The 25,685-nt window shown below is 55.2% G+C and carries 27 protein-coding genes; 14 read left to right on the forward strand and 13 right to left on the reverse strand.

Annotation, left to right across the window (positions count from 1 at the left end):
- Nucleotides 1–4 precede the first annotated feature (4 nt).
- Both KK102_RS14260 and KK102_RS14265 read left to right on the forward strand, forming a co-directional pair.
- Complete coding sequence (locus tag KK102_RS14260; protein ID WP_216357860.1) at nt 5–517, forward strand: 2-oxo-tetronate isomerase; 513 nt, start codon at nt 5–7, stop codon at nt 515–517.
- A gap of 13 nt (nt 518–530) precedes the next feature.
- A complete protein-coding gene (locus KK102_RS14265) occupies nt 531–1,517 on the forward strand; it encodes an SDR family oxidoreductase (RefSeq protein ID WP_126544951.1) in 987 nt (328 codons plus the stop codon).
- Here the strand turns inward: KK102_RS14265 and KK102_RS14270 are convergent, their stop codons facing one another.
- The 7 genes from KK102_RS14270 to KK102_RS14300 all read right to left on the reverse strand — a co-directional run bounded on the left by KK102_RS14270 (nt 1,518) and on the right by KK102_RS14300 (nt 7,866).
- The gene (locus KK102_RS14270; RefSeq protein ID WP_216357861.1) at nt 1,518–3,143 is read right to left on the reverse strand and encodes an alpha-amylase family protein; all 1,626 of its coding nucleotides are present in this window, start codon (nt 3,141–3,143) and stop codon (nt 1,518–1,520) included.
- 8 nt (nt 3,144–3,151) lie between these two features.
- Complete coding sequence (cydB, locus tag KK102_RS14275) at nt 3,152–4,162, reverse strand: cytochrome d ubiquinol oxidase subunit II (RefSeq protein ID WP_126544949.1); 1,011 nt, start codon at nt 4,160–4,162, stop codon at nt 3,152–3,154.
- Entirely contained in the window at nt 4,162–5,565 is a 1,404-nt protein-coding gene (locus KK102_RS14280) for a cytochrome ubiquinol oxidase subunit I (protein WP_126544948.1), read from the reverse strand. Before KK102_RS14280 ends, cydB begins: the two co-directional genes overlap by 1 nt.
- 69 nt (nt 5,566–5,634) lie before the next feature.
- Nucleotides 5,635–6,507, reverse strand: coding sequence for a manganese catalase family protein (locus KK102_RS14285; RefSeq protein WP_010435239.1), 873 nt, complete (start codon nt 6,505–6,507; stop codon nt 5,635–5,637).
- Nucleotides 6,508–6,524: 17 nt separating this feature from the next.
- Entirely contained in the window at nt 6,525–7,031 is a 507-nt protein-coding gene (locus KK102_RS14290; RefSeq protein ID WP_216357862.1) for a ferritin-like domain-containing protein, read from the reverse strand.
- Between the two features lie 59 nt (nt 7,032–7,090).
- A complete protein-coding gene (locus tag KK102_RS14295) occupies nt 7,091–7,588 on the reverse strand; it encodes a YciE/YciF ferroxidase family protein (RefSeq protein ID WP_126544947.1) in 498 nt (165 codons plus the stop codon).
- A gap of 92 nt (nt 7,589–7,680) precedes the next feature.
- Entirely contained in the window at nt 7,681–7,866 is a 186-nt protein-coding gene (locus tag KK102_RS14300; RefSeq protein ID WP_004136767.1) for a con-10 family general stress protein, read from the reverse strand.
- 562 nt (nt 7,867–8,428) lie between these two features.
- On the opposite strand from KK102_RS14300, the gene KK102_RS14305 reads away from it, so the two are divergent.
- From KK102_RS14305 to KK102_RS14330, 6 genes are all read left to right on the forward strand, one after another.
- Nucleotides 8,429–9,457 (forward strand): isopenicillin N synthase family dioxygenase, encoded by a 1,029-nt coding sequence (locus KK102_RS14305; protein WP_216357863.1) that lies wholly within the window; start codon nt 8,429–8,431, stop codon nt 9,455–9,457.
- Between the two features lie 24 nt (nt 9,458–9,481).
- Complete coding sequence (locus KK102_RS14310) at nt 9,482–10,285, forward strand: MetQ/NlpA family ABC transporter substrate-binding protein (protein WP_371317575.1); 804 nt, start codon at nt 9,482–9,484, stop codon at nt 10,283–10,285.
- A complete protein-coding gene (locus tag KK102_RS14315; RefSeq protein ID WP_126544945.1) occupies nt 10,278–11,066 on the forward strand; it encodes a methionine ABC transporter ATP-binding protein in 789 nt (262 codons plus the stop codon). The genes KK102_RS14310 and KK102_RS14315 overlap by 8 nt, the downstream gene beginning before the upstream one ends.
- A complete protein-coding gene (locus KK102_RS14320) occupies nt 11,054–11,722 on the forward strand; it encodes a methionine ABC transporter permease (RefSeq protein ID WP_126544944.1) in 669 nt (222 codons plus the stop codon). The genes KK102_RS14315 and KK102_RS14320 overlap by 13 nt, the downstream gene beginning before the upstream one ends.
- 62 nt (nt 11,723–11,784) lie before the next feature.
- Complete coding sequence (gene yjdI, locus KK102_RS14325) at nt 11,785–12,015, forward strand: 4Fe-4S mono-cluster protein YjdI (RefSeq protein WP_010435213.1); 231 nt, start codon at nt 11,785–11,787, stop codon at nt 12,013–12,015.
- 10 nt (nt 12,016–12,025) lie between these two features.
- Nucleotides 12,026–12,298 (forward strand): GNAT family N-acetyltransferase, encoded by a 273-nt coding sequence (locus KK102_RS14330; protein ID WP_010435212.1) that lies wholly within the window; start codon nt 12,026–12,028, stop codon nt 12,296–12,298.
- Between the two features lie 65 nt (nt 12,299–12,363).
- Here the strand turns inward: KK102_RS14330 and KK102_RS14335 are convergent, their stop codons facing one another.
- From KK102_RS14335 to KK102_RS14345, 3 genes are all read right to left on the reverse strand, one after another.
- On the reverse strand, nt 12,364–12,867 hold the full coding sequence (locus KK102_RS14335) for a DUF4760 domain-containing protein (RefSeq protein ID WP_216357864.1): 504 nt from the start codon (nt 12,865–12,867) through the stop codon (nt 12,364–12,366).
- A 263-nt stretch (nt 12,868–13,130) separates the two neighbouring features.
- Nucleotides 13,131–14,360, reverse strand: a complete 1,230-nt coding sequence (locus KK102_RS14340; RefSeq protein ID WP_216357865.1) for an amino acid permease — start codon at nt 14,358–14,360, stop codon at nt 13,131–13,133.
- A 119-nt stretch (nt 14,361–14,479) separates the two neighbouring features.
- On the reverse strand, nt 14,480–14,941 hold the full coding sequence (locus tag KK102_RS14345) for a multidrug/biocide efflux PACE transporter (RefSeq protein WP_042718447.1): 462 nt from the start codon (nt 14,939–14,941) through the stop codon (nt 14,480–14,482).
- Nucleotides 14,942–15,042: 101 nt separating this feature from the next.
- Between KK102_RS14345 and KK102_RS14350 the strand changes: the two genes are divergently transcribed.
- From KK102_RS14350 to KK102_RS14360, 3 genes are all read left to right on the forward strand, one after another.
- Nucleotides 15,043–15,909, forward strand: coding sequence for a LysR family transcriptional regulator (locus tag KK102_RS14350; protein ID WP_042718446.1), 867 nt, complete (start codon nt 15,043–15,045; stop codon nt 15,907–15,909).
- 93 nt (nt 15,910–16,002) lie between these two features.
- Nucleotides 16,003–17,181, forward strand: coding sequence for an acetyl-CoA C-acetyltransferase (locus KK102_RS14355; RefSeq protein WP_216357866.1), 1,179 nt, complete (start codon nt 16,003–16,005; stop codon nt 17,179–17,181).
- Nucleotides 17,182–17,498: 317 nt separating this feature from the next.
- Nucleotides 17,499–18,182: an oligogalacturonate-specific porin KdgM family protein gene (locus KK102_RS14360; RefSeq protein ID WP_010435198.1), complete on the forward strand. Its 684-nt coding sequence runs from the start codon at nt 17,499–17,501 to the stop codon at nt 18,180–18,182.
- Nucleotides 18,183–18,324: 142 nt separating this feature from the next.
- On the opposite strand, the gene KK102_RS14365 is transcribed toward KK102_RS14360, so the two are convergent.
- Nucleotides 18,325–19,500 carry an oligogalacturonate lyase family protein gene (locus KK102_RS14365; RefSeq protein ID WP_126544938.1) on the reverse strand — a complete coding sequence of 392 codons (1,176 nt, stop codon included), beginning with the start codon at nt 19,498–19,500 and terminating at the stop codon, nt 18,325–18,327.
- 297 nt (nt 19,501–19,797) lie between these two features.
- Between KK102_RS14365 and kduI the strand changes: the two genes are divergently transcribed.
- From kduI to araE, 3 genes are all read left to right on the forward strand, one after another.
- Entirely contained in the window at nt 19,798–20,634 is an 837-nt protein-coding gene (kduI, locus tag KK102_RS14370) for a 5-dehydro-4-deoxy-D-glucuronate isomerase (protein WP_089600936.1), read from the forward strand.
- 63 nt (nt 20,635–20,697) lie between these two features.
- The gene (gene kduD, locus KK102_RS14375; RefSeq protein ID WP_126544936.1) at nt 20,698–21,459 is read left to right on the forward strand and encodes a 2-dehydro-3-deoxy-D-gluconate 5-dehydrogenase KduD; all 762 of its coding nucleotides are present in this window, start codon (nt 20,698–20,700) and stop codon (nt 21,457–21,459) included.
- A 313-nt stretch (nt 21,460–21,772) separates the two neighbouring features.
- Nucleotides 21,773–23,188: an arabinose-proton symporter AraE gene (gene araE, locus KK102_RS14380; protein ID WP_126544935.1), complete on the forward strand. Its 1,416-nt coding sequence runs from the start codon at nt 21,773–21,775 to the stop codon at nt 23,186–23,188.
- 68 nt (nt 23,189–23,256) lie between these two features.
- Here the strand turns inward: araE and KK102_RS14385 are convergent, their stop codons facing one another.
- Nucleotides 23,257–24,543 (reverse strand): ABC transporter substrate-binding protein, encoded by a 1,287-nt coding sequence (locus KK102_RS14385; protein WP_126544934.1) that lies wholly within the window; start codon nt 24,541–24,543, stop codon nt 23,257–23,259.
- A gap of 13 nt (nt 24,544–24,556) precedes the next feature.
- Complete coding sequence (locus KK102_RS14390) at nt 24,557–25,684, reverse strand: ABC transporter ATP-binding protein (protein ID WP_089601123.1); 1,128 nt, start codon at nt 25,682–25,684, stop codon at nt 24,557–24,559.
- Nucleotide 25,685 lies beyond the last annotated feature (1 nt).

A 25,685-nucleotide genomic window follows, 5' to 3' on the forward strand; every position in this document is an offset into this window, starting at 1 on the left:
CGGTATGCATAATCTGGAGCATGATAAAAATGAAACCGTCGGGGAGTTAACGAAAAAGCTGGCGACAAAACTCACGGATGCAGGGCTGCGTTTGACCACGGCGGAATCCTGCACGGGCGGCAATCTGGCGGTTGCGCTCTGCGCTGAGGAGAACACGTCAGAATTCTATGATGTCGGGATGGTGGTGTTCAGCGATGAGGCGAAAGAGAGGATCCTGGGCGTTCGTCATGAAACCCTCACGCGCTTCACCGCCGTCAGTGAACAAACGGTCACCGAAATGGCAGCGAAAATTCGCGATATTGCGCAGGCCGATATCAGTATCGCTATCAGCGGATATGCGGGCCCGGAAGGCGGGGATGACGGTACGGCAGCCGGAACCGTCTGCTTTGCCTGGAATTTAGGCGCGCTAACGGAAACGAGCACCGTGCACTTTTCCGGTGAATGCCAGGATGTGGTGGAAAAAGCGGTTCGTTATGCCTTATCTGAACTGATCGAGAAGCTATCAGGCTTGAAATAATGGCGGAGGTTGTATGGCTGTAATTGTCATTACCGGCGGTACGGCGGGCGTGGGGAAAGCGACGGCGCTGCACTTTGCAAAAGCGGGTTACGATGTGGGTATTATCGCCCGCGAGGAAGAGAGCCTGCACTCGACGCAAGAGGAGCTACGCCGTTTTGGCGTCAATGCGTATGCCGTGCAGGCCGACGTGGCGGACAGCCAGGCCGTCGTCGATGCCGCCAACGAGATTGAGTACCGCCTGGGCGCTATCGATGTGTGGGTTAATAACGCAATGGGTGCCGTGCTGGCACCGTTTCGCACGATGACGCCCGATGAATTTCGCCGCGTTACGGAGGTCACCTATCTGGGCTACGTGAACGGCACCCGCGCCGCGCTGGAGCTGATGGTGCCCCGCGATCGCGGGACGATCGTTCAGGTAGGCTCCGCGCTGGCCTATCGCTCCATCCCCCTGCAGTCGGCCTACTGCGGCGCAAAAGCGGCGATCCGCGGATTCACCGACGCCGTGCGTACCGAACTGATGCACGAAAACAGCCGGGTTCAGCTTTCAATGGTGCAAATGCCGGGTCTCAATACGCCGCAGTTCGACTGGGCGAGAAACAAATTTGCCTGGGCGATGCGCCCCGTTCCGCCCGTCTTCCAGCCCGACGTGGCGGCCAGCGCCATTTTTAAGGTCGTGCAGAAACCGGTGCGTGAACTGTGGGTAGGCAGCAGTACCGTTCAGTCGATTGTCGGGCAGTTTCTCTTCCCCGGTTTTCTTGACAGGCTGATGGTAAAAAAGGCGTGGGAAGGGCAGATGACCGATAAGCTGAACGCCGAAGACCGCCGGGACTATCTGGATCAGCCGGTCAACGATCTGCACAAAATCCATGGACGCTTTTCTGCCGAAGCGAAGGATCGTGCCACGACCTTCTCCTCCGGCATGCCGGGGAAAGTGGTGCTCGGTTCGCTCGCGGTCGCGGGGCTGGTGATGGCTCGCCTGCTGGCGACCCGGAAAAAATAGTCAGCGCAGCGCGGTGCGGTTGGTCCAGAACCAGCGGTAGCCGTATCCGCCGATATTGAGCTCCACCGTTTTACCGGGCAGGAGCGCATCCTCGTAGCGTTTGTCTGCCAGACAGGCGGTCCAGGTGGCGTGCCGGATCCCTTTCGCGGTGAGCTGAACCGCCTTGTCGCTGAAGTTCACGAAGATCAGAATGCTGCGCTCGTCGGTTTCATAACAGAGCCCCAGGACGGCATCGTTGTCGATGTTGATGAGTCGAAACGGTGCCATGCCAATTTCTGGGAACTCTGAACGGGTATTGGCAATATCAATGATGCGATGCAGAAGCGAGTTGCGGTGCAGAAGGGAATCCGCCACGTTGATTTTTTGATAGCGAAAAGGGCCGCGATCGATGACAGGAGCAATAAAGGCGTCGGGGTCGGCATCCGAAAAACCCCCGCCCTGCGAGCCCGCCCACTGCATGGGGGTGCGGACGGCGTAACGCTCTTCCAGCTCCAGATCGTCACCCATGCCGATTTCATCCCCGTAGCGCATCACCGGTACGCCCGGCAGAGAGAACAGCACCGCGTGGCAGAACGCCAGCCGTTTCCGATCGCCATTCAGCATCGGCGCCAGACGACGGCGAATGCCGCGCTGATACACGTTCATATTGTCGTCCGGGGCGAAGGTATCAAGAACCGTCTGCTTCTCTTTTCTGCCGATCCCCTCCAGATCCAGCTCGTCATGATTGCGCAGCCAGTTGGCGAAGCAGCAGGAATCCGGCGGCACGATCATTTTCTTCACCGCCTTGCGCAGCGGGCGGGCGCTTTTCTCGGCCAGGCTGACGTAGAAATACTTGTTGAGCCAGAAGTTCAGCACCAGATTCAGGCGATCGTTATCACCAAAGTAGTCTTTATATTCTTCGACCTCCACGTCCACTTCCCCGAGCAGGATCGCATCCGGGTTGTGTTGTTCAATCAGCTGACGCATATGCTCGAGGATCCACAGCCCCTTTTTCTCATCCCCACGTCCGGCCTGTTTTGTCAGATGAGACGCCGCATCCAGGCGAAAGCCCGACACGCCGAGCTTGAGCCAGAAGCGGATGATGTTGTCGATCTCTTTGAGCACCGCAGGCGAGGCCAGATTCAGATCCGGCTCGTGGCGATAGAACATATGCCGGTAGTATTGTCCGGCTTCCTCGTCCCAGGACCAGATGCTTTTCTCCACGCCGGGAAACATGGGCGGCGTGTCGTCATCGTCGTTATCGGACCACAGGTAATAGTCGCGAAAGGGGGACTGCGGGTTACGGCGGGCCTGTTGAAACCATGGATGCGCGTCCGAGGTGTGCTGGATAAGCAGCTCAATGATGACCTGCATGCCCAGCTCGCGGGCCTGCTCGATAAAGGCGATGATATCCTTCAGTTTTCCGAACCGCGGATCGACCTGCAGGTGGTCGCTGACGTCGTAGCCCTCATCGAGAAACGGCGTCAGATAAAACGGGGTGATCCAGATAACCGTCGCTCCCATCCGGCGGATGTAGCGCAGCTTGGCCCCAATTCCGGCGATGTCCCCGCAGCCATCGCCGTTCAGGTCGTAAAACAGGGCGGTATCAATCTGATAAATAATGGCTCGTGTATGCCAGCCTGCCATAGCGCACCTCAGTGATAGCCTTCCGTATCAGACACTTTGCCCCGGAAGACGTAGTAGCTCCAGGCGGTGTACACCAGAATCACCGGAATAATCAGCAGCGTCCCGACCAGCATAAATAGCTGGCTGGCAGGCGGCGCGGCGGCCTCCCACAGGGTAATACGCGGCGGAATAATGTGCGGCCACAGGCTGATGCCCAGCCCGCTAAAGCCGAGAAAGATCAACCCTAGCGTCAGCAGGAACGGGCGGGCATGGCTGTTCGGATTGCGGGTCAGCCGCCAGATCCACAGGCTAAACACCGCCACCAGAAGGGGAACCGGCAGGAACCAGAAGAAATTCGGCAACGTAAACCAGCGGTCGGCCACGTACTGCCAGCCAAGGGGCGTCCAGATGCTGACCACCGCGATGACCACCATCAGCGCCAGCAGGACGTGGCGGGTCAACTCGCGCATGCGGGTTTGCAGCGCGCCCTCGCTTTTCATGATGAGCCAGGTCGTCGCCAGCAGGGTATAAGCGACGATCAGCCCCAGCCCGCAGAACAGGTTGAACGGCGTCAGCCAGTCCAGCGATGAGCCGACAAAACGACGTCCTTCCACATCGAAGCCGTTGATCATCGCCCCGACGACAATCCCCTGGCTGAAGGTGGCGAGCAGCGATCCGCCCGCAAAAGAGTAGTCCCAGAATTTGCGGTGCGACGGCGTCGCCTTGAAGCGAAATTCGAACGCCACGCCGCGAAAGATGAGGCCAATCAGCATGGCGGTAAGCGGAATGGTCAGCGCATCAATGATCACCGCATAGGCCAGCGGAAACGCACCAAACAGCCCCGCACCGCCCAGCACCAGCCAGGTTTCATTTCCGTCCCAGACCGGGGCCACGCTGTTTACCATCACGTCGCGTTCTTTGGCATCACCCACAAAGGTGAAGAGCATCCCAATCCCGAGATCGAAGCCGTCCATGATGATGTACATCAGCGTGGCGAAGACGATGATTGCAAACCAGATAACCGATATATCAACGCCCATCAGCTTCTCTCCTCTTCAGGAACCGATTCAGCGGCAGACAGCGGACGGGCAGGGGTGCCCGAGGTGTTAGAGGTTAGCGTGCCAACAGGCTGCGGCCCTTTCTTAATCAGCCGGACGAGATAGACATAGCCCACGCCAAACACCGAACAGTAGACCACGATAAAGGCCAGCAGGCTGATGCTCATCTGCAGCGTGCTGTGCAGCGACACCGCGTCGATGGTGCGCAGGTAGCCGTAAACCACCCACGGCTGGCGGCCCACTTCGGTGGTCACCCAGCCGGCCAGCAGCGCGAGCAGTCCCGCGGGGCCCATGCAGAGGGCAAACCAGTGGAACGGGCGCGAGTGGTACAGCCGGCGTCGATAGCGCAGCCAGACGCTAAGCGCGCCGAGCGCAATCATCAGCAGCCCCATCCCGACCATGACGCGGAACGACCAGAAGACAATCAGGGAGTTCGGGCGATCTTCTTTCGGGAAGTCCTTCAGGGCGGGAACCTGTTTATCCAGGCTGTGCGTCAGGATCAGGCTGCCGAGCGCGGGGATCTCCAGCCCGTATTTGGTGCGCTCTTCCTCCATGTCCGGCACGCCAAACAGCAGCAGCGGCGTGGCTTCGCCCGGCGGGTTCTCCCAGTGCCCTTCGATGGCGGCAATCTTGGCGGGCTGGTGCTCCAGCGTGTTCAGGCCGTGCATATCGCCGACCACCGCCTGGATGGGGGCGACCAGCAGCGCCATCCACATCGCCATTGAGAACATTTTGCGCACGGCGGGCGTGTCGTTGCCGCGCAGCAGGTGCCACGCGCCCGACGCGCCCACAAACAGCGCGCTGCTCAGGAAGGCGGCGATAGACATGTGGATCAGCCGATACGGGAAGGAGGGGTTAAAGATAATTGCCAGCCAGTCCTCGGGGATCACCTGGCCGTTCTGAATACTGAAGCCCTGCGGAGTGTGCATCCAGCTGTTGGAGGCGAGGATCCAGAAGGTAGACATTAACGTACCCAGCGCCACCATGCAGGTCGCGAAGAAGTGCAGGCCAGGGCCGACCTTGTTCCAGCCGAACAGCATCACGCCCAAAAAACCGGCTTCAAGGAAGAAGGCGGTGAGCACCTCATAGGTCAGCAGCGGGCCGGTGATACTGCCTGCGAACTGGGAAAAGCCGCTCCAGTTAGTCCCGAACTGGTAAGCCATCACCAGCCCGGACACCACGCCCATGCCAAAGTTGACGGCAAAAATCTTTAGCCAGAAATGGTACAGCGAACGCCAGACGTCGTTTTTGGTGCGCAGCCACATGCCTTCGAGCACCACCAGATAGCTGGCAAGCCCGATGGTGATGGCGGGAAAAAGGATGTGAAACGAGACGGTAAAGGCGAATTGTATTCTGGCCAGATGAAACGCATCGAGTTCGAACATGGGCCGTACCTCTGGAACGGAGGGCTAACGAGAATTGCCAGGCAGCGTCAGGCTACCTGGCAAAACCGATTACGGTTTTTTCTTCCCTGCGCCAAGCTCGGCGCCGGTTAGCGGATCGGCGTTTGGATCGGACTTCGTGCGTGCAGACATGGCTTTGACCAGCGTGGCCTGCTCGGTCGTTAGCGTTACGCTTGCACTGCCGTCTCCTCCGTCAACCGCTGGCTGGGGAGATTCGACGTAGTCGAAATGCTTATCGCTGTTCCAGCTTCCGCGAACTTCTCCACCTTCAGACATATTGTAGTACTTGTTGGTGTACTCCTCGATTGGCGGCAATTTTCCGGGCGGAAAATTATTGCGGATGGACTGCAGCGCCTTTTCAAAGGAGAGCTGATGCGCCGCCTCACGCGTCATCAGAAACGCCAGCGCATCCTTAACCCCCGGATCGTCCGTCACGTTGATCAGTCGTTCATAAATGATCTTGGCTCTGGCTTCCGCCGCCACGTTTGAGCGCAGGTCGGCGGTGGGTTCGCCGATGGTGTCAATGTAGGCTGCAGTCCATGGCACGCCCGCCGAGTTGGTCAGCGGCGTACCGCCGCCGTATAGCAGCGACGTGATGTGGCTGTCGTTGCCGTTTTCGGTCATTGACCGATACAGTTCCGCTTCACTTTCAACACCTTCCGCCAGTTCACCTTTGGCCCCTTTGTTAAGCATACCGACCAGGGTGCCGATAATTTCGAGGTGGCTCAGCTCCTCGGTCGCGATATCCATCAGCATATCTTTGCGGCCAGGATCGTCATCGCTCAGTCCCTGAGTGAAGTAACGACAGGCGGCGGCAAGTTCGCCCTGCGGCCCGCCAAACTGTTCCAGTAACAGATTGGCCAGGCCCGGATTGGGTTCGGCCACGCGAACCGTATACTGCAGCTGTTTTACGTGTCGGAACATAGACTCTCCCTCTCTAGTTATTTTTTCGCTTCAACGCCGTCCGCGTCCGAGCGCAGCAGGAACTGTTCCGTCGTTTGCGTAATATGGCGAATCAGCCAGTCGGCCATTTCGCGCTCTTCCGCCAGGATGGTCTCAATGGCGGGTATCGAGGCGGTATCACCCGCTTTTTTGGCGGCTGCCAGCAGGGAGGTATAACAGGCAATTTCAAACTGCTCGAAAACGTAGCCGCTGATTGAGCCTTTTAGGATCTCATCGGAAGGGAACATGCCGCCAATGGACTGTCCCAGTGCCGCCATTTTGCTCATTGAATCTTTTAAAACCGAACGTGAAATATCATTGCGGTCGAGTATTTCTTCCAGCAATGTGATTTGGCGTTTTGTCTCATTAATATGTTGTTCGATACGAGCACGTAAATCGGGATAGTTTTCAATACGGCTGGCCATGGATTCCAGCATCGATTCGGCTTGCTTTTCCATCGCATGGGCATCGCGCAGCCAATCATGGTAGTGTTCTACATGATTCATAATAAACTCCTGTGAGTTATTTGGTTTAATTAAATGCTGATGCTCATTTATTTCCGGGGTTAACCTTTTTGGGCCTTTTGATTAATATTACCAACGGCCAGATCGGTTAATTTAAGATCGGTTTCTTTCTCTTCTTCCAGCGTTTCGGCGAGAAGTTTAACGGCTTTTTTGTAGCCCAGCTGTTCTGCTAATGTCGCCAGGGTACCGTAGCTCGCTATTTCATAATGCTCGACTTTTTGCGCAGCAGCAATTAATGCCGCATCACGCACTTCATTTTTCTCTGTGCTCTCAATGACTTCATTGGCCTCTTCAATCAGGCCTTCCATTGCCACGCATTTCATGCGCTTTAATTTAATGCCGGATTCCTGCTCAATTATTTGGTCAATACGCTCAATCTGTCCCTGCGTTTCCTCAAGGTGAGCCGTAAACGCGGCGCTCAGTTTCTCACTGGAAGCCGCACGTGCAAGCTTACTGAGTGCTCGGGTGAGCTGCTTCTCTGCGCTGTAGGTATCGGACAGAAGATGAATAAAAACGTCTTCGATACTTTTCATGTTCATATTTACGCTCCGGTTAAAATAAGTAAAGGGTACTGCGAGCCTGGTGGCCCGCAGCATGCTCTCTGGTTTATTTATAAGAGACTTAAATAAGATCAGGAGTTATCAGATTTACGGCCCCCGCCGTGACTGTTCTGTCCCCCTTTCTTACCTGCTTCAGACGCGCGTTGCGGATCGTTTTTGAAATTACCACCGCTGTGCTGGCCGCCTTTACGTCCAGCTTCTGATGCTTTATCACGGTCTTCAGCGAAATTACCGGAACCACCACGATGTTCTGCCATATATCAACCCTCTTGTTGCGTTTATGTCAGGAGATACGATTTTTTAATTCGTATCATTTGTCGTTCAGGAATTAACATTAGTCGTTATGCTGGAAGAGTCAAATTACAGTTTCGTTTTATTTTGGAGAGAAGTGGTTACCGTTGTGAAATATACCGCTTCGTTATTTTACAGGGCTGCGGTTTATAAATGGTTAGGATATCCGTTGCTTACTGGTTTTATTCTTCGGTGCTTGCCGCCTGGCGTGGGTTGTTTTTAGCGTAAACCCGCCGCGGAAATGAATTACATGAGTTTACAAATTGTGCGTGAGAGAATGAAACGGCAATGTGCGCAATGAGAATGTTCTTAAGGTGGGAAATATAAGTGAGTAATTATTTTGGGGTAGGTGAGAGCGTTATTTATAAATAAAAGTGGTCATTGATGACAGAACCAGTGAAATAAAACTTAACCCTTATTCTTGCAAGCCTATTGCTGGCTTTTTGATATCGATAGACAGAAAACTTCGTAGTGCACTATGTGGCGAAATGGCAAGGTGAGCGCATTGTCATAAGCTGGAAAAAAACGATGAGCACAGCGCAAAATCTCTCCTTACCTGTTATTGAACTCTCCCGGTTGCAGGGCGATCCTCAACAGCGTAAAGCCTTTCTTGAAGACCTGGGGAAAGCGGCCCGCGAGGTGGGTTTCTTTTACCTTACCGGGCACGGTATTTCTCAGGCGTTGCTGGACGACGTGCAGCGCGTCTCGCGTGAATTTTTTGCCCTTCCGGAGCAGGAAAAGCTGAAGGTCAGGATGGTCAATTCACCGCATTTTCGCGGCTATAACCGCGCGGGTTCGGAAATTACCCGCAGCCAGCCGGACTACCGCGAGCAATTTGATATTGGCGCTGAACGCTCTGCCATCGAAAGCAGCAATGGCCCGGTATGGCAACGCATGCAGGGACCCAATCAGTGGCCCGAAGCGCTGCCGGAAATGCGAAACGTGATTACCCTCTGGCAGCAGAAAATGACCGACGTGGCGCTTGAACTTCTGCGGGCTTTTGCCGAAGCGCTGTCCCTGCCGAGAAACGCCTTCGATGACCTGTACGGCGAATATCCCAACGAGCATATCAAGTTGATCCGCTATCCGGGGCGCAGTGAAAATGAATCCCGCCAGGGCGTTGGCGCGCATAAGGATTCGGGTTTCCTGACGTTGTTATTGCAGGACGAGCAGGGCGGTTTACAGGTTGAGGTCTCGCCGAATGAATGGGTGGACGCGGTGCCGCTGCCTGGCGCATTCGTGGTCAATATCGGTGAACTGCTCGAACTGGCAACCAATGGTTATTTGCGCGCCACCGTACACCGCGTCGTCTCCCCACAGGCTGGCCGGGAGCGCCTGTCATACGCTTTCTTCCTCGGCGCACAGCTGAATGCGGTCGTGCCTGTCTTTCAACTGCCCGACTCCCTCGCGCGGTTGGCACACGGACCAACCAGCGATCCGCTCAATCCCCTGTTACGCGAAGTGGGCTGGAATTATTTGAAAGGCCGACTGCGATCACATCCTGATGTGGCAAACCGTTTTTACGCGGATCACCTCAACAGCGAACCCCAGTTTTAATAAACAATAAGAGATAAGACGATGATGAAATCTGCATTCTTTACGCTGGCCGGGCTTGCTTTACTGGTTTCACAAACGCTGCATGCCGCACCGTTACGTATCGCCGCCGATCCTATTCCCCATGCGGAAATCCTGGAGTATGTGAAAAAAATCGATCCTAAACTCGATCTGAAAATTATCGAGATGAGCAGCGGCGGGATAAACCCGAATGAGTTACTGGCTTCCGGAGAGGTGGATGCCAACTATTTCCAGCACCTGCCGTACCTGAAAGATCAGGAGAAGGCGCTGGGAAAAACCTTCAGCGTGGCTGCTGAAGTTCATATTGAACCCCTGGGTATCTATTCCCGTAAGGTAAAATCACTGGATGAATTACCGGAAGGGGCAAGCATTGCCGTGCCGAATAACGCCACCAACCTCAGCCGTTCATTGTGGCTGTTGCAGAGCAAAGGCGTGCTGAAACTGAAGGCCAGCGGCGACGCGGCTTCGACGCTGGTGACGCCCGCTGACATCAGCGACAACCCGAAGAAAATCAAGATTGTGGAGATTGAATCGCCGCAAATCCCGCGTGCGTTAGACGATGTGGACGCTGCGGTGATCAACGGCAACTATGCCCTGGAGGCGGGGCTGGTTCCGGCGAAAGACGCTTTAGGGCTGGAATCCGCCAGCAACAACCCTTATGCCAACCTGCTGGTCACCACGCCTGAATTGCTGAAGGACCCGCGTATTGCCGAACTCGCGAAAGACTTAACCTCCCCGAAGGTGGCAGCCTTTATCCGCGAGAAATACAACGGCTCGGTGATCCCCGTTACGGCGCCACAGCATGATTAAACTCGAGCACATCAGCAAACAGTATCCCGGCGCAACCGCGCCGGCCTTGACGGACATATCGCTGTCGATAGAAGAAGGAACGATTTTTGGCATTCTCGGGCGCAGCGGGGCGGGAAAAAGCACCCTGCTGCGCTGCCTGAATCGCCTTGAACAGCCGACGTCGGGTCGCGTACTCATCGACGGCCAGGACATCGCCACGCTGGGCGTGGCGCAGCTTCGCCAGCAGCGTCAGCAGATGGGCATGATCTTCCAGCACTTCAATCTGCTGCACTCGCGTACCGTCAACGACAATATCGATCTGCCGCTGGAGATTGCCGGCGTCCCGCGCCCGTTGCGCCAGCAGCGGGTTGCCGCCCTGCTCGAACTGGTGGGGCTGGGGAATTTTGGTCACGCGTGGCCCTCGCAGCTCTCAGGTGGTCAGAAGCAGAGGGTGGGTATTGCCCGTGCGCTGGCGGTGCAGCCTCGCTACCTGCTGTGCGATGAAGCGACCAGCGCGCTCGACCCGGAAACGACTCGCGCTATTCTCGATCTGCTGGCCGATATTCAACAGCAGCTCAACATCACCATTGTGCTGATCACCCACGAAATGACGGTCGTGAAGCAGATCTGCCATGCTGCGGCCCTGCTGGAGCAGGGGGCGCTCATAGAGAGCGGGTCGCTTTCGCAAATTATGTCGCGTCGGGAAGGGCGGCTGCGGCAAATGCTGCTGCAGGATGGCGAAACCGATCGTGCTTTCCTGGCAAAATATGAGTCAGAGACGGGGGCGAGATGCGTAGCGTGAACTGGGATCGCTTTCAGGACTTGATGATTAACGCCACCCTGGAAACCCTCTACATGGTGGCGCTGGCGACGCTCTTTACGGTAGCCATTGGATTACCCGTTGGCGTGCTGCTGTTTATCACCCGTAAAGACGGCGTCTTACCCAACCGGGCGGTGGCGGTCGTGCTCAATAGCCTCGTCAATATTGGGCGAGCCTTGCCCTTTGTTATTTTGCTCATTGCCCTTATCCCGGTCACACGGTGGATTGTCGGCACCACGCTTGGCAGCACCGCCGCCGTGGTACCCATTACGCTTGGCGCCTTTCCCTTTTTCGCACGCATTGTTGAAAGCGCGCTGGATGAGGTGGATAGGGGACGCATTGAAGCGGTGGAGTCGATGGGAGGCAGCCACTGGCATATTGTCAGCCGGGTTCTCCTGCCCGAAGCGCTGCCCGCGCTGGTGGCGGGAATTACGCTGACCATTGTGATGTTGATCGGCTTTTCCGCCATGGCGGGCGTGGTCGGCGGCGGCGGGCTGGGAGACCTGGCCATTCGCTATGGCTATCAACGCTTCGATAACACGCTGATTGCCGGCACGGTCATCGTATTGCTGCTGCTGGTGCAGGCTATCCAGAAACTCGGCGACAGACTGGTACGATCGCTCGCTTACCGACGCTAACCGCCTCCCGCTTTCCTGTGCTATAACCCATTCACCTACATAATAACAACAGAGGCTGTGTCGTGGATAAAGAGCTACTGGAAGCGGGATACCGGGCCTACACCGGTGAGAAGATCGACGTCTACTTCAATACCGGGATCTGCAAACATTCAGGAAACTGCGTGCGCGGCAGCGCGAAGCTGTTCAACCTGAAACGTAAACCGTGGATCGTGCCGGATGAAGTGGACGTTGAGACCGTCATACGCGTGATTGATACCTGCCCGAGCGGCGCGCTGAAGTATCGCCAAAAATAAGCGAGGAACCATGGATATTCTGGAAGGGCATAACAAATTTTACGTGAATGATGCAGACGGGAACCAGGTGGCGGAGATTGTCTTTGTTCCCACCGGTGAACACCTCAGCATCATTGAACATACCGACGTGGACGAGAGCCTGAAAGGGCAGGGCGTGGGTAAGCAACTGGTGGCGAAAGTGGTGGAGAAGATGCGCGGTGAAAACCGTAAAATTATCCCGCTGTGCCCGTTTGCCAAACATGAATTTGATAATACGCGGGAATATGACGATATTCGGGCGTGATTTTCTATGATGAGAAGGTTCCGTTCATCAGGAACTCTATGAAAGCTGCCATTGCAGGCAGCTTTCTATTTATTTTGCTTTAACGGACTGACTTTCCAGCGTTTTACCAGCCACTCAAACTCTTGATAAGTGGTATCTGAATTGATGTGCTCCCTGATGGCTTTGATTAACGGCTCGGCGATTTCATACGTTTCAATCACGGTTGTGAAAGATGTTCGCTTAATCATTCGTTCGTTGTAGATGCCTTCACGGATACTGACTGCAACGCGTTCATAGAAATTGAGTATGTATTGAAATTTTCGACGTTCTTCCATCTCATCATCGGTGATGATGTGTCCCTCTGGCGGAAATACATAAGAGCGAAATGATTTACCCGAGCGATGTACCTTTTTTAGAACATGCAAAGATTCTATGTACTGGCGATCCTGTCGGCTTTCAAAGAGAAAATTTGCAGTCTGCGTTTTCTTCGCCGTTCGGACGTTGTAGATGATAGTGCCAACGGCAACCACTACGCCGATAAAAACAAGAACGTTGCTGATGAGTTGAAGGGTATTTGAGTCTAATGTCATTTCTTTCATCCATGAAAAAGGCGGGGCTAAAATCCCCGCCTCATAGAGGTTAGTTCAGCTTAAAAACCGTCAAACTCGTCATATGCTTTTGTCATATTAACCCCCTTAGATAGTGTGTCTGATGACTACGATTTGTAGTCATATATGGGGAAAAATTACCCTAAAGGTAATATATAGTCAATCATGGTAGGGGCTTTGGAAGGGCAAGATGCGAACAGGATCCAGAAAGTTGTACCCGGCTGAGCGCCGGGCAGGAAAGGGGCTTATCCCACAAACATCACCGACACGCACAGCACGCCGACGATCAGCGTCAGCAGGTTGCCGATGGAACGATACGGCTTCAGCGACGGGAGCAGGTACGTCGACAGCGTCGGCATAATAAACAGGATCATCGCGATAAGCGGGCCGCTAATGGCATAAATCATCGAAATGGCGTTCGGATTGATGCAGCAGACCGCGAAGGTGATCAACGATACGCCAAGAATCGAAATCGCGCGGTTAAAGGCGCGGCTCTTTTTGACCCCCACCTGATTCAGCGACGATTTGACAATCTCTGTCGCCCCTTCAATCACCCCGAAATAGGTGCCGAGGAACGATTTTGACATCGCGATAATGGCCACAATAATCCCGGAAATGCCCAACCATGCAGGCGATGAGGGCATCATCGACAGCGCTGACAGGATCGTGACCCCTTGCTCTTTCGCCGACACAATGTACGACGGCGGGATAGAGAGCAGGCAGCTAAACACGAAGAACAGCACGCTCAGGCAGATAATCAGATACGCCACCTTCATGATTTTCTTGCATTTACCCATGGCCTCATCACCGAACTTCTCACGACGGTCAACCGCGAACGTCGAGATAATCGGGGTATGGCTAAAGGCGAAAACCATCACCGGGATCGAGATCCACACCTGATGCAACGTATGCCGATCGAACGCCATCTGGCTGGTGAGCAGTGAGGGCTGCCAGCTTCCCGTCAGGTACAGCGAGACAAACAGAAAATAGGCAATCAGCGGAAACACCAGGAATCCCATCACTTTGATGGTGATGTGCCGTCCCATCAGGAAGATCAGATTCAGTACCAGCACCACGCCAAAACTGACCAGCACGCGAACGGTGGTATCCACCGCCATCTGTTTTGCCAGTTGCTCGGTTAACGAGTTGGTGATAGCCACGGCATAAATCTGCACCACCACAAAAAAGGCGATGAAATAGAGCGTGGTGATCAGATTCCCAATCTTTCTGCCGTAGTAGTGGGAAACGGCGCCGGTGATCCCCTCATTACCTTTTGTCTTCGACGACAGAATAAACTGCGCCAGCGCTCTGTGCGGCCAGTAGGTTAAGGGGTAGGCCACGAGGGCGGTAATAAACAGGACAATGGCGCCTGCGGAGCCCAGCTGAATGGGCAAGAACAGCGTTCCTGCGCCCACGGCCGTGCCATAGAGAGCGAAACTCCAGAGAGTCTCATCTTTTGACCAAATTTTCGACATTAGAGCAACGTTTCAACTATCAAACCATCAGAATGGCGTGCAATTTACCATAATTATGCGTGAAGAGCGCAGTTGCTTCGAAGGAGTTTGGCCGGAACGGGCGTCCGGCCAGAGGGCGTTTATCCAGCCAGGGCGCGTCGCTGCTGGCGACGCTTAAGGAATTTTTCGCGCAGGGTATCGTACGCCCAGTTATAGAACATGGTGTACGGCAGGAAGAACAGGAAGAAACCTATTTCCAGCGTGAATGCCTGAAGCAACGTCACGCCGAGAACGGCGGCGACAATGGACACGCCAATCACAATAAACCCGCATTCGAACCCCAGTGCATGTAGCGCGCGCACTTTCGCCGTGCGTTTGACCCGCTGAACCGGCCAGAAACGGTCAAAGCCAAAGTTATAGATAATGTTCCACAGCATCGCCGTGGTCGCCAGGATAATGGTTAACCCACCCATTTCTACCACGGAACGCTGCATAAGCCAGGCTGCGGTTGGGGCGAGGATCGCCGTGGCAATCCCTTCAAAGCAGACGGCATGGAAGATCCGCTCCGGCAGTTTGCGATGGAGTGCATCTTGATGTTGCATAGTGACCTCATTAATTCGCCAGGATGGGCGTCGATGTGGCCTATTTTTATCGTTAAAGCTGATATATTAAAGATGGTATCCATCGATAAAGTAGATAGTTCATGCGCTATTCCCCTGAAGCCCTCACCGCGTTTGTCGAGACCGTGGCCGCAGGTTCCTTTTCCGCTGCCGCCCGCCGCCTGCGTAAAAGCCAGTCCACGATCAGCACGTCCATAGCCAACCTGGAAGCCGATCTCGGGTTTGATCTGTTTGACCGCTCGGCGCGCCAGCCGGTGTTAACCGTCCAGGGCGAGCAGGTGCTGGGCTATGTGCAGTCGATCCTGGCCGCCAGCGCGCGGCTGGACGAACTGGCGGTGTCGTTAACCGCGCAGACCGAGGCGCGGCTGACGTTTGTGCTCTCCGATACGCTCAACCCGGACGTGCTTGAAAACCTGATGAAACAGTTCGACCAGCGTTTTCCACATACGGAATTCGAATGTCTGATTGGCGAAGAAGAGGATGTCATCGATCTGCTGCAGAAGGAGAGGGCGCAAATTGGCCTGACGGAAGCGCGCGGCAGTTATCCTACCGATATCGGCGTGACCCGGCTTCCCCTGCAGACCCGGATGGCGATTTACGTCAGCGCGGAACACCCGCTTGCCGGGCAACACGAAACCAGGGCGGATGAGCTACAGGGCTGGCGCGAGCTGCGCCTGAGCACCTATCTCGAACGCGAAGCCACCCTTGCCCGGGGGCCGGTCTGGTCAGCACCGAATTACCTGTTACTCTTGAGTATGGCGGTTCAGGGATTTGGCTGGTGTGTACTGCCCTGTGCGCTGGTCGATGAATTTGCGGCGGCGAAATCGCTGGTGCAACTCAATGTCCCCGGCTGGCCACGCGCGATTGGTGTCGATCTGCTCTGGAACAAACGATCTCCCCCTGGCGTCGCCGGAAGCTGGCTGCGACAGTATTTGCAGGACGCGCGCTGATCCTTGTGATTTAACTCACTAATTTTAAACAATCGCGATAATTGTTGATAACAATACTCTACTATCGTCAGGTCATTTAACACTGAGGTCGTGATGAAAGATGTCGTTATAGTGGGTGCGTTGCGTACAGCTATCGGCTGTTTTCAGGGGGCATTAGCGCGCCACTCGGCCGTTGAGCTGGGTAGCGTGGTGGTGAAAGCGCTGGTGGAACGCAGCGGAATTGCCGCCCATGAAGTCGATGAGGTTATCCTCGGCCAGGTGCTGACCGCCGGAGCCGGGCAAAACCCTGCCCGACAGGCGGCGCTGAAAGGCGGGCTGCCCAACACGGTTTCCGCCATTACCATCAACGACGTCTGTGGTTCCGGCTTAAAAGCGCTGCATCTTGCCACGCAGGCCATTCAGTGCGGCGAGGCGGATGTGGTGATTGCCGGTGGGCAGGAGAATATGAGTCGTGCGCCACACGTTCTGACCGACAGCCGTACCGGCGCGCAGCTTGGAAACAGCCAGCTGCTCGACAGTCTGGTGCATGACGGCCTGTGGGATGCGTTCAACGACTATCATATGGGCGTCACGGCGGAAAATCTGGCGCGTGAATATGGCATCAGCCGCGAGCTTCAGGACGCCTACGCCCTCAGCTCGCAGCAAAAAGCCCGCGCCGCGATTGATTCCGGACGGTTTCGCGATGAGATCGTCCCGGTCAGCGCCCGGCGTCAGAACGGTGAAGCCGTGATGGTGGATACCGACGAGCAGCCGCGCACCGATGCCAGCGCAGAAGGGCTGGCGAAGCTCAACCCGGCCTTTGAAACGCTGGGGTCGGTGACCGCAGGGAATGCCTCTTCCATTAACGATGGCGCTGCGGCCGTGATGATGATGAGCGAAAGCAAAGCGCAGGAGCTGGATCTTCCCGTGCTCGCACGTATTAAAGCCTTTGCCAGCGTGGGGGTGGATCCGGCGTTGATGGGGATCGCCCCCGTCTATGCGACCCGGCGCTGTCTGGAGCGCGCAGGCTGGCAGCTTAGCGACGTTGATCTGATTGAAGTCAACGAAGCCTTTGCCGCGCAGGCGATCTCGGTGGGCAAAATGCTGGAGTGGGATCCGCTGCGGGTCAACGTCAACGGTGGCGCTATCGCGCTGGGGCATCCTATCGGCGCGTCCGGCTGCCGTATACTGGTTTCCTTAGTGCATGAAATGAAAAAGCGTAACGCCCGTAAAGGCATTGCCACGCTCTGTATTGGCGGCGGGCAAGGGGTGGCCCTGGCGATTGAGCGGTGATCCCTCCCTTTCAAAAAGCAAACCTCCCCTCGGGAGGTTTTTTTTACACATAGCGTGACGTTTTTACGATTATCAGTTCAATCTCAACGCAAACTGCAATAATTACGCGCTGTATTATTCTCCCCGCTAACGTCTTACTGTGATCTCTCCCCCGAAATTTAAGGTTAATAATCCCCTTTTGTTGACAGGCATCACGTCCATCTTTGCCAAAAAAAATGAAACAAATAATTACGATCCTGATCACTAAAATAACGTTTATTAAAAAATAAACTGCAGTTCCATAAAAACGAAACGCTATTTTATTTGAGGGTTTTTTCATGTTTAATAAATCTCTGGTCCTTGCCTCTCTTATTGGTGCGTCTTTTGCGGCTCAGGCGGTTACCGTCGATCTGCGCCATGAATATATTGATAACGGCGCGAACGCAGACCGCGTTGCGGTCTCGCATCGCTTTGCTAACGGCTTCGGCTTCTCCGTTGAAGCGAAATGGAAATCCGGTGGCGACAAGGCCGATCAGCCGTTTGCCGATGTTGTGGGTAACGGTCATGAAGACCAAATTAGCTGGCGCTGGAAAGCAACCGACAATATTGCGCTGACGCCTGCATTTACCATTGAGAGTAATGACAGCCGTACCATTTATAAACCGAACCTGCACCTGCAATACAGCTTCGATAATGGTTTTTACGTGGCGGCACGTTACCGTTACGAATATACCCGTTATCCGTCCAGCTCAAATAAAGACGATGACAAAGTTAACCGAGGCGATGCCTGGGTGGGTTGGGTCATGGGGGACTGGCGTACCGAGCTGAATTATGTTTATGCGAAAAGTACCGAGGGTATGATTCGTAATAATAATAAAGATTATTCTAACGAATATAACGCCAAGCTGGCCTATAAATGGGATCAAAACTGGGCGCCGTATGTTGAGGTGGGCAACGTGGGCGTAAAAGATACCGACGAGCGCCAGACCCGTTTCCGTTTAGGCGTGGCGTATTCCTTCTGATAATTCAGCTCCTTCGCTAAAAAATGCCGGGTGGCGCTAGCGCTTACCCGGCCTGGTCATTCCCTCCAGTCAGGCAGCCACCAACCAAAAAAAAGCCCTCCGAAACGGAGGGCAAGGCCAGTTACAGAAACACTAACTCAAATCATGCATGCAACATTTCAGGTTGCTCGGGGAGTTTCGCGATATAGAGCGCCGGTTTGCCGTCTTTATCGGAACTGTACAGCACCGCTTTATCATCCGGGGTAAAGGATGGGTGCGGGTGGGTGACCTGGCGGCTGTTTGCCACCGTTGCCCAGGAGGTGTCGTGACGCGCGATACGGAACCAGGCTTTTTTCGCGACGTCGAAGGCATACAGGTACGGGTCGTTATCGATGGTGTATCCCCCGGTGTCCTTCACGTCGACCGGCGTACCGGAACCGTCGCCTACCAGCAGCGTTCCGTCAAAATTACTCATCAGATGCGAGCAGGCGGGCATCTGCATCACTTCCTCGTTAACGCCGGTTTCCGGGTTAAAACGGGAGATGGTGCGACCCTGCTGACCCTTCAGATACGAGACGTACACCAGCGCGGATCCGTTCGGCACCCAGAATTCGTGCGTGCAGCTTTCGCCTTCTGCATGCGTTTTCACCTTACGCACGTTGCTGCCGTCTTCGTTGACCAGCCACATACGCGCGTCGACCAGATCGTGCGGGCCTTCGTGGCAGAAGGCCACCGTGCTGTCGTCGAACGGACGGTAAATAGGATGGCCCAGCCAGTTCTTCTCTTCATGGATGGTGGTGCTTGCGCCCGTTTTCAGATCCACGCGCAGCAGGCGGCAGCGTGGCCCCTTGTGGAAGAAGTCGTGGAATATCTTCCAGTCGTTCAGCGGCGTCCAGTCGCTTTTGGCGATCTCAATACCCACCAGTTTGGTGCAGTCGCTGTTGGCAACCCAGGTGCCGTAACCGACCCAGTCGTCAGAGACGCGATACACTTCGCGTTCTTGCAGCGTCTGCAAATCCACTTCCAGCAGGGTGCGATCGTTCTTCACATAGTAGAAGGCGGTGTCATCCGGCGAAAGGAAACCGCCAAAGGTGTTATCCCCCGCGCCTTCCGTCAGCTGTACCGCTTCGGCCTTATTCAGATCCAGCAGGTAGTAGTTCCAGTGGCCGTCGAACGCCCCCGCAAACAGCAGATGGCTGCCGTCGTTGAAGAAGCACTTCTGGTAAAAGTAGTTGCGATGACAGGTGACTTCCGGGGGGGTCAGGCGGGTGACTTCCACGCCTGTATCCGGATCGCGGCTGACCTCATAGTTCAGCTTGACCCGCATACCTTTAGCCATAATGCACTCCTTTGGATGAGGTTGAGTTAAAAACTGAGTGTTAAATTATCAAAACAATGTTTCATTATTTGTGACTGGTGGCGCAATTCGTAAGAATCATCGGGATAGATAGGGATGTTCTGACATTATCGTGATCGAAACATCATTTTCGGTATTAAGATGCAGAAAAAGTGAAACGTTGTTTTAAATGCAATTGAAAAGCCAAATCTCAGCGGATACTATGTGCTCATCAAGAAAACGGAACATCGTTTCGTTAATCATCTTTGCTCTCGGGCACGATCATTTCTGGAGGTCAACGTGGACATCAGACAAAGCATCCACAGTGCGCATGCTAAGGCGCTGGATACGCAGGGACTGCGTAATGAGTTTTTGGTGGAACAGGTATTTGAAGCCGACAAGTACACCATGGTCTACAGCCACATCGACCGCATCATTGTGGGCGGGATTATGCCCGTGGCGAAAACCGTCTCCGTGGGGGGAGAAGTGGGCAAACAGCTGGGCGTGAGCTATTTCCTCGAGCGTCGTGAACTGGGCGTGATCAACATCGGCGGGCCGGGCACCGTTACCGTCGACGGCCAGTGCTATGAGATTGGCCATCGCGACGCGTTGTACGTCGGAAAAGGGGCGAAAGAGGTGGTCTTTGCCAGCATCGACGGCGGTAAGCCAGCGAAGTTCTACTACAACTGCGCCCCGGCGCATACCACCTACCCAACCAAAAAAGTGACGCCAGCGGACGTCGCGCCGGTCACGCTGGGCGATAACCTCACCAGCAACCGCCGCACCATCAATAAATACTTCGTTCCGGACGTGCTGGAAACCTGCCAGCTCAGCATGGGGCTGACCGAGCTCGCGCCGGGCAACCTGTGGAACACCATGCCGTGCCATACCCACGAGCGCCGCATGGAAGTCTATTTCTACTTCAACATGGACGAAGACGCCTGCGTATTCCACATGATGGGACAGCCTCAGGAAACCCGCCATATCGTGATGCATAACGAGCAGGCGGTGATTTCGCCAAGCTGGTCCATTCACTCAGGCGTGGGGACGAAAGCCTATACCTTCATCTGGGGAATGGTCGGCGAAAACCAGGTCTTTGATGATATGGACCATGTCGCTGTTAAGGATCTGCGCTAGTCGCAGGCAGTGAAGCATAAACCTGCCTGTTGGTGACAGGCGCTGAACGATTAAGGAACAAACATGATTCTGGATGCATTTTCTCTGCAGGGTAAAGTGGCTGTGGTTTCCGGTTGTGATACCGGGCTGGGGCAGGGTATGGCGCTGGGTCTGGCGGAAGCGGGCTGCGACATTGTCGGTATCAACATTGTTGAGCCTACCGAAACTATCGAGCGCGTCACCGCGCTGGGCCGCCGTTTCCTGAGCCTGACCGCCGACCTGCGTAAAATTGACGCGATCCCTGAGCTACTGGATCGCGCGGTGGCGGAATTCGGTCATATCGATATTCTGGTGAACAACGCGGGTTTGATCCGCCGCGAAGACGCGATCGACTTCAGCGAGCGCGACTGGGACGACGTCATGAACCTGAACATTAAGAGCGTGTTCTTTATGTCTCAGGCCGCGGCGAAGCACTTCATTGCACAGGGCAAAGGCGGCAAGATCATCAACATCGCCTCCATGCTCTCCTTCCAGGGCGGTATCCGCGTACCGTCTTACACCGCGTCGAAAAGTGCGGTGATGGGCGTGACCCGTCTGCTGGCCAACGAGTGGGCGCAGCACAACATCAACGTTAACGCGATTGCGCCAGGCTATATGGCCACCAACAACACCCAGCAGTTGCGCGCGGACGAAGAGCGCAGCGCGGCAATCCTGGAGCGTATCCCTGCGGGACGCTGGGGTCTGCCGAGCGATCTGATGGGACCGGTTGTGTTCCTGGCATCCCCGGCTTCTGACTATATCAACGGCTACACCGTGGCCGTCGACGGCGGCTGGCTGGCGCGTTAATTCCGCCTGCATGACGAACCTCTGCCCCCGGGCGGAGGTTTTTTTTAGCTAAAAATTGTCATTATCCATATGACGTAAGATGAAAAATCCATACCGAAAATTCATAAATGACGCGTATCACAGTTTTATTGCTTAAATATTAGGTGATTAATAAAAAACGGTGCTATTTCAGCATTAGTTGAAATTGTAATGTCCATCACAGATCGCGATGCCATAGCGAAATAATCCATATCTTCACGAATTCCCGCCTGACACTTTTCTTCACTATCTCGTAATTTCACTTAACGAATTTTGCTGTTGAGGCAGGAAAAATATGACATCTATAAATGACTCTACCCTGATGCCCGCCGCGTTGCGCGATACCCGACGCATGAATCAGTTCGTCTCTGTTGCGGCAGCCGTGGCCGGTTTGCTGTTTGGTCTGGATATTGGCGTGATTGCCGGGGCGCTACCGTTTATTACCGATCACTTTACGCTGAGTAGCCGCCTGCAGGAGTGGGTGGTGAGCAGCATGATGCTCGGCGCGGCTATAGGGGCGCTGTTTAACGGCTGGCTGTCGTTTCGCCTCGGGCGCAAATACAGCCTGATGGTCGGAGCGATCCTGTTCGTCGCGGGTTCGATTGGCTCGGCGTTTGCCACGAACGTGGAGGTGCTGCTGCTCTCCCGCGTGCTGCTGGGCGTAGCGGTGGGAATTGCGTCTTATACCGCGCCGCTGTACCTCTCCGAAATGGCGAGCGAGAACGTGCGCGGGAAGATGATCAGCATGTACCAGCTGATGGTAACGCTCGGCATCGTGCTGGCGTTCCTGTCCGATACGTACTTCAGCTACAGCGGCAACTGGCGCGCGATGCTGGGCGTACTGGCGCTGCCCGCGCTGCTGCTGATCGTGCTGGTGATTTTCCTGCCGAACAGCCCGCGCTGGCTGGCGCAAAAAGGGCGTCACGTGGAGGCGGAAGAGGTACTGCGCATGCTGCGTGATACCTCAGAAAAAGCGCGTGAAGAGCTGAACGAAATCCGCGAAAGCCTGAAGCTCAAGCAGGGCGGCTGGGCGCTGTTTAAGGTCAACCGCAACGTGCGCCGCGCGGTGTTCCTCGGCATGCTGCTCCAGGCGATGCAGCAGTTCACCGGGATGAACATCATCATGTATTACGCGCCGCGCATCTTCAAAATGGCCGGGTTCACGACGACCGAACAGCAGATGATTGCCACGCTGGTGGTGGGGCTGACCTTTATGTTCGCGACCTTTATTGCGGTATTCACCGTGGATAAAGCCGGACGTAAACCGGCGCTGAAGATTGGATTTAGCGTGATGGCCCTCGGTACGCTGATCCTCGGCTACTGCCTGATGCAGTTTGATAACGGCACGGCCTCAAGCGGGCTGTCGTGGCTCTCCGTCGGTATGACCATGATGTGTATCGCCGGTTACGCAATGAGCGCCGCGCCGGTGGTGTGGATCCTGTGCTCGGAAATTCAGCCGCTGAAGTGCCGTGATTTTGGTATTACCTGTTCCACTACCACCAACTGGGTGTCGAACATGATCATCGGTGCAACCTTCCTGACGCTGCTGGATGCGATTGGCGCAGCAGGAACCTTCTGGCTTTATACGGTGCTGAACGTGGCGTTTATTGGAGTAACGTTCTGGCTGATCCCCGAAACCAAAGGCGTGACCCTGGAGCATATTGAACGCAAGCTAATGGCCGGGGAGAAATTGCGGAACATCGGCGTGTAATGTAATTGCCCGGTGGCGCTTCGCTTACCGTGTAGGCCGGGTAAGCGAAGCGCCACCCGGCTTTATGTTTACCGCATCGCGCGTTTCAAAATACGCTCTGCCTGACGCTGGAAGTCAGCCGCCGTCTCTTCCACGGTTTTCTGACCGTAATCGATATACTGCAGCGACGTCCCGAACTGGGCCACAATCTGCGGGTCGTCAAAGTAAGGCGACACGGTAAGCTTCGCAGGCAGCGACTGCGCCAGGCGCAGCCCCGCAACGGACGGGTCGTTCTCCTTGATGGTGCCGTCTTCGGTCAGGAACTGCACCGCCGCTTTGCTCAGCGGAACGCCGCGCTCCAGACCCAGCGTATCCACTCCCTCTTTGCTGTTCAGCAGGAAGTTAATCAGCTTCGCCGCCGCTTCCGGGTTTTTGGTAGATTTACCAATCGACAGCATCTGCGCCGGTTTGAAGAACAGTCCCGCATCGGTGGCACCTGGCAGCATAGGGTAGCTGCCCAGCTCCAGCTTCGCCGGTGGCTTCAGGTTGTCGGAATACTTGTTAATGGTCGAGTTCCACATGTAGGTGCCGCCCCATTCGCCCTGGATCCACGGCTTCATCTCATACATATTGCTCTTACCAAACGACGCGTAGTATTTGGTATCCGGCATCACGTGGCTATCCACCAGCTTTTTGTAGGTCTGGAAGAACTCCACCCACTGCTCTTTGGAATAGCTGAATTTTTTGGTTTTCTCGTCCACTGCAGGGATGTTGTACTTCTGGATCATGTACGAGTTCAGCAGCGCCAGCGTGTCCTGATGCTCCAGCACGACAGGGTAGTACTGCTTGCCGAGCTTGCTCTCGAACGTCTTGCCCGCCGCCATCAGCTCGTCCCAGGTTTTTGGGTATTCAATACCTGCTTTTTTCCAGGTCTCGTCGTTGAAGTAGAACACGCGCGCGGTCACGGAAATCGGAATGCCGTTCAGCTTGCCGTTAACCGTGGTGGACTGCAGCTCTTTCGGATCGAACTGCGTTAAGTCGATGACGTCCTTCATCTTATTCAGGTCGTAGAAGCCGTCGCCGGTCTTGGAGAAGATCGGCAGCCAGTTCCAGTTGGTCTGCATTACGTCCGGCTCGGTACCGCCCGCAATCTGGGTGGTCAGACGGGAGAGGTGACCGTCCCAGCCGGTGTATTCTGCCTTCACGTTGATGTCCGGGTTCTGCTTGTGGAACTCCTCCAGGGCTTTCAGGGTGACCTGATGACGGCCGTTGCCGCCCCACCAGGACATGCGTAAATCAACGTCTTGCGCCATCGATGGCAAAGCGGTAAGGCCCAGAGTCGCGGAGATTGCTGCGCTTAAAAGCACTTTTTTCATTTTTATCACTCCATCAGAGAGAGAGGTTTTGTTCAGTTTTTGCGTCAAAAATATGACACTTGTTCATATCAAACGTGAAATACACCTTACGGTGAAGTCCCTTATCTATCATCGGCTTAGCTTCATCGGAAGGAATTCGGGCGGTCAGTTCGTAGTCCGCAACTTTCAGGTACACAAAGAATTCGTGGCCCATGTTCTCGACGCGCACCATCTCGCCGCTGCAGCCGCCGTCCTGGAACGGCTCGTCAGAGAGGGACACGAACTCCGGGCGCACGCCGTAGAAGACCTCCTGACCGGCGTAAGCGGAAACCTTCTCCTGCTTTTCCGCGTTCAGCGGCATGGTTTCATTGCCGATGGCGATGTGCAGCTTCCCCGCTTTTTCCACCAGCAGGCTTTTACGAATGTTCATTTCAGGCGCGCCGATAAAGCCCGCCACGAACATGTTCTTCGGCTTGTGATAGAGATTATCCGGCGTATCCACCTGCATGATGTGGCCGAGCTTCATCACGCAGATGCGGTCGCCCATGGTCATCGCTTCGGTCTGGTCGTGGGTGACGTAGACGGTGGTGGCCGGTTTGCCGGAGGCTTTCAGCTGTTTGTGCAGGTCAGAAATACGGATTCGCATCGAGGCGCGCAGCTTGGCGTCGAGGTTGGATAACGGCTCGTCGAACAGGAACACGTCCGGCTTTTTCACGATCGCACGGCCCACCGCAACGCGCTGTGCCTGGCCGCCGGAAAGCTGGCGCGGCAGGCGGTCGAGCAGCTCTTCCAGCTCCAGGATTTTCGCGGCTTCGTTCACCTGAGACTCAATCTGATCTTTCGGCAGCTTGCTCAGCTTCAGGCCGAAGGCCAGATTCTCGCGCACCGTCATGTGTGGATAGAGCGCGTAGTTCTGGAACACCATCGCAATGCCGCGCTCCTTCGGCGCGAGGTTGTTCACAATCTTATTGCCAATACGCACTTCGCCGCCGCTTATGGTTTCCAGCCCGGCCAGCATGCGCAGGGTGGTGGATTTGGCGCAGCCGGACGGCCCGACAATCACCATAAACTCCCCTTCGGAGATGGAAAGGTCGATAGCATGTACCGCTTTGAAGCCGTTGGAGTAGACTTTTTCCAGTTTGTTGAAGATTACTTCAGCCATG

The sequence above is a fragment of the Enterobacter quasimori genome (assembly GCF_018597345.1).
Classification (GTDB): Bacteria; Pseudomonadota; Gammaproteobacteria; order Enterobacterales; family Enterobacteriaceae; genus Enterobacter; species Enterobacter mori.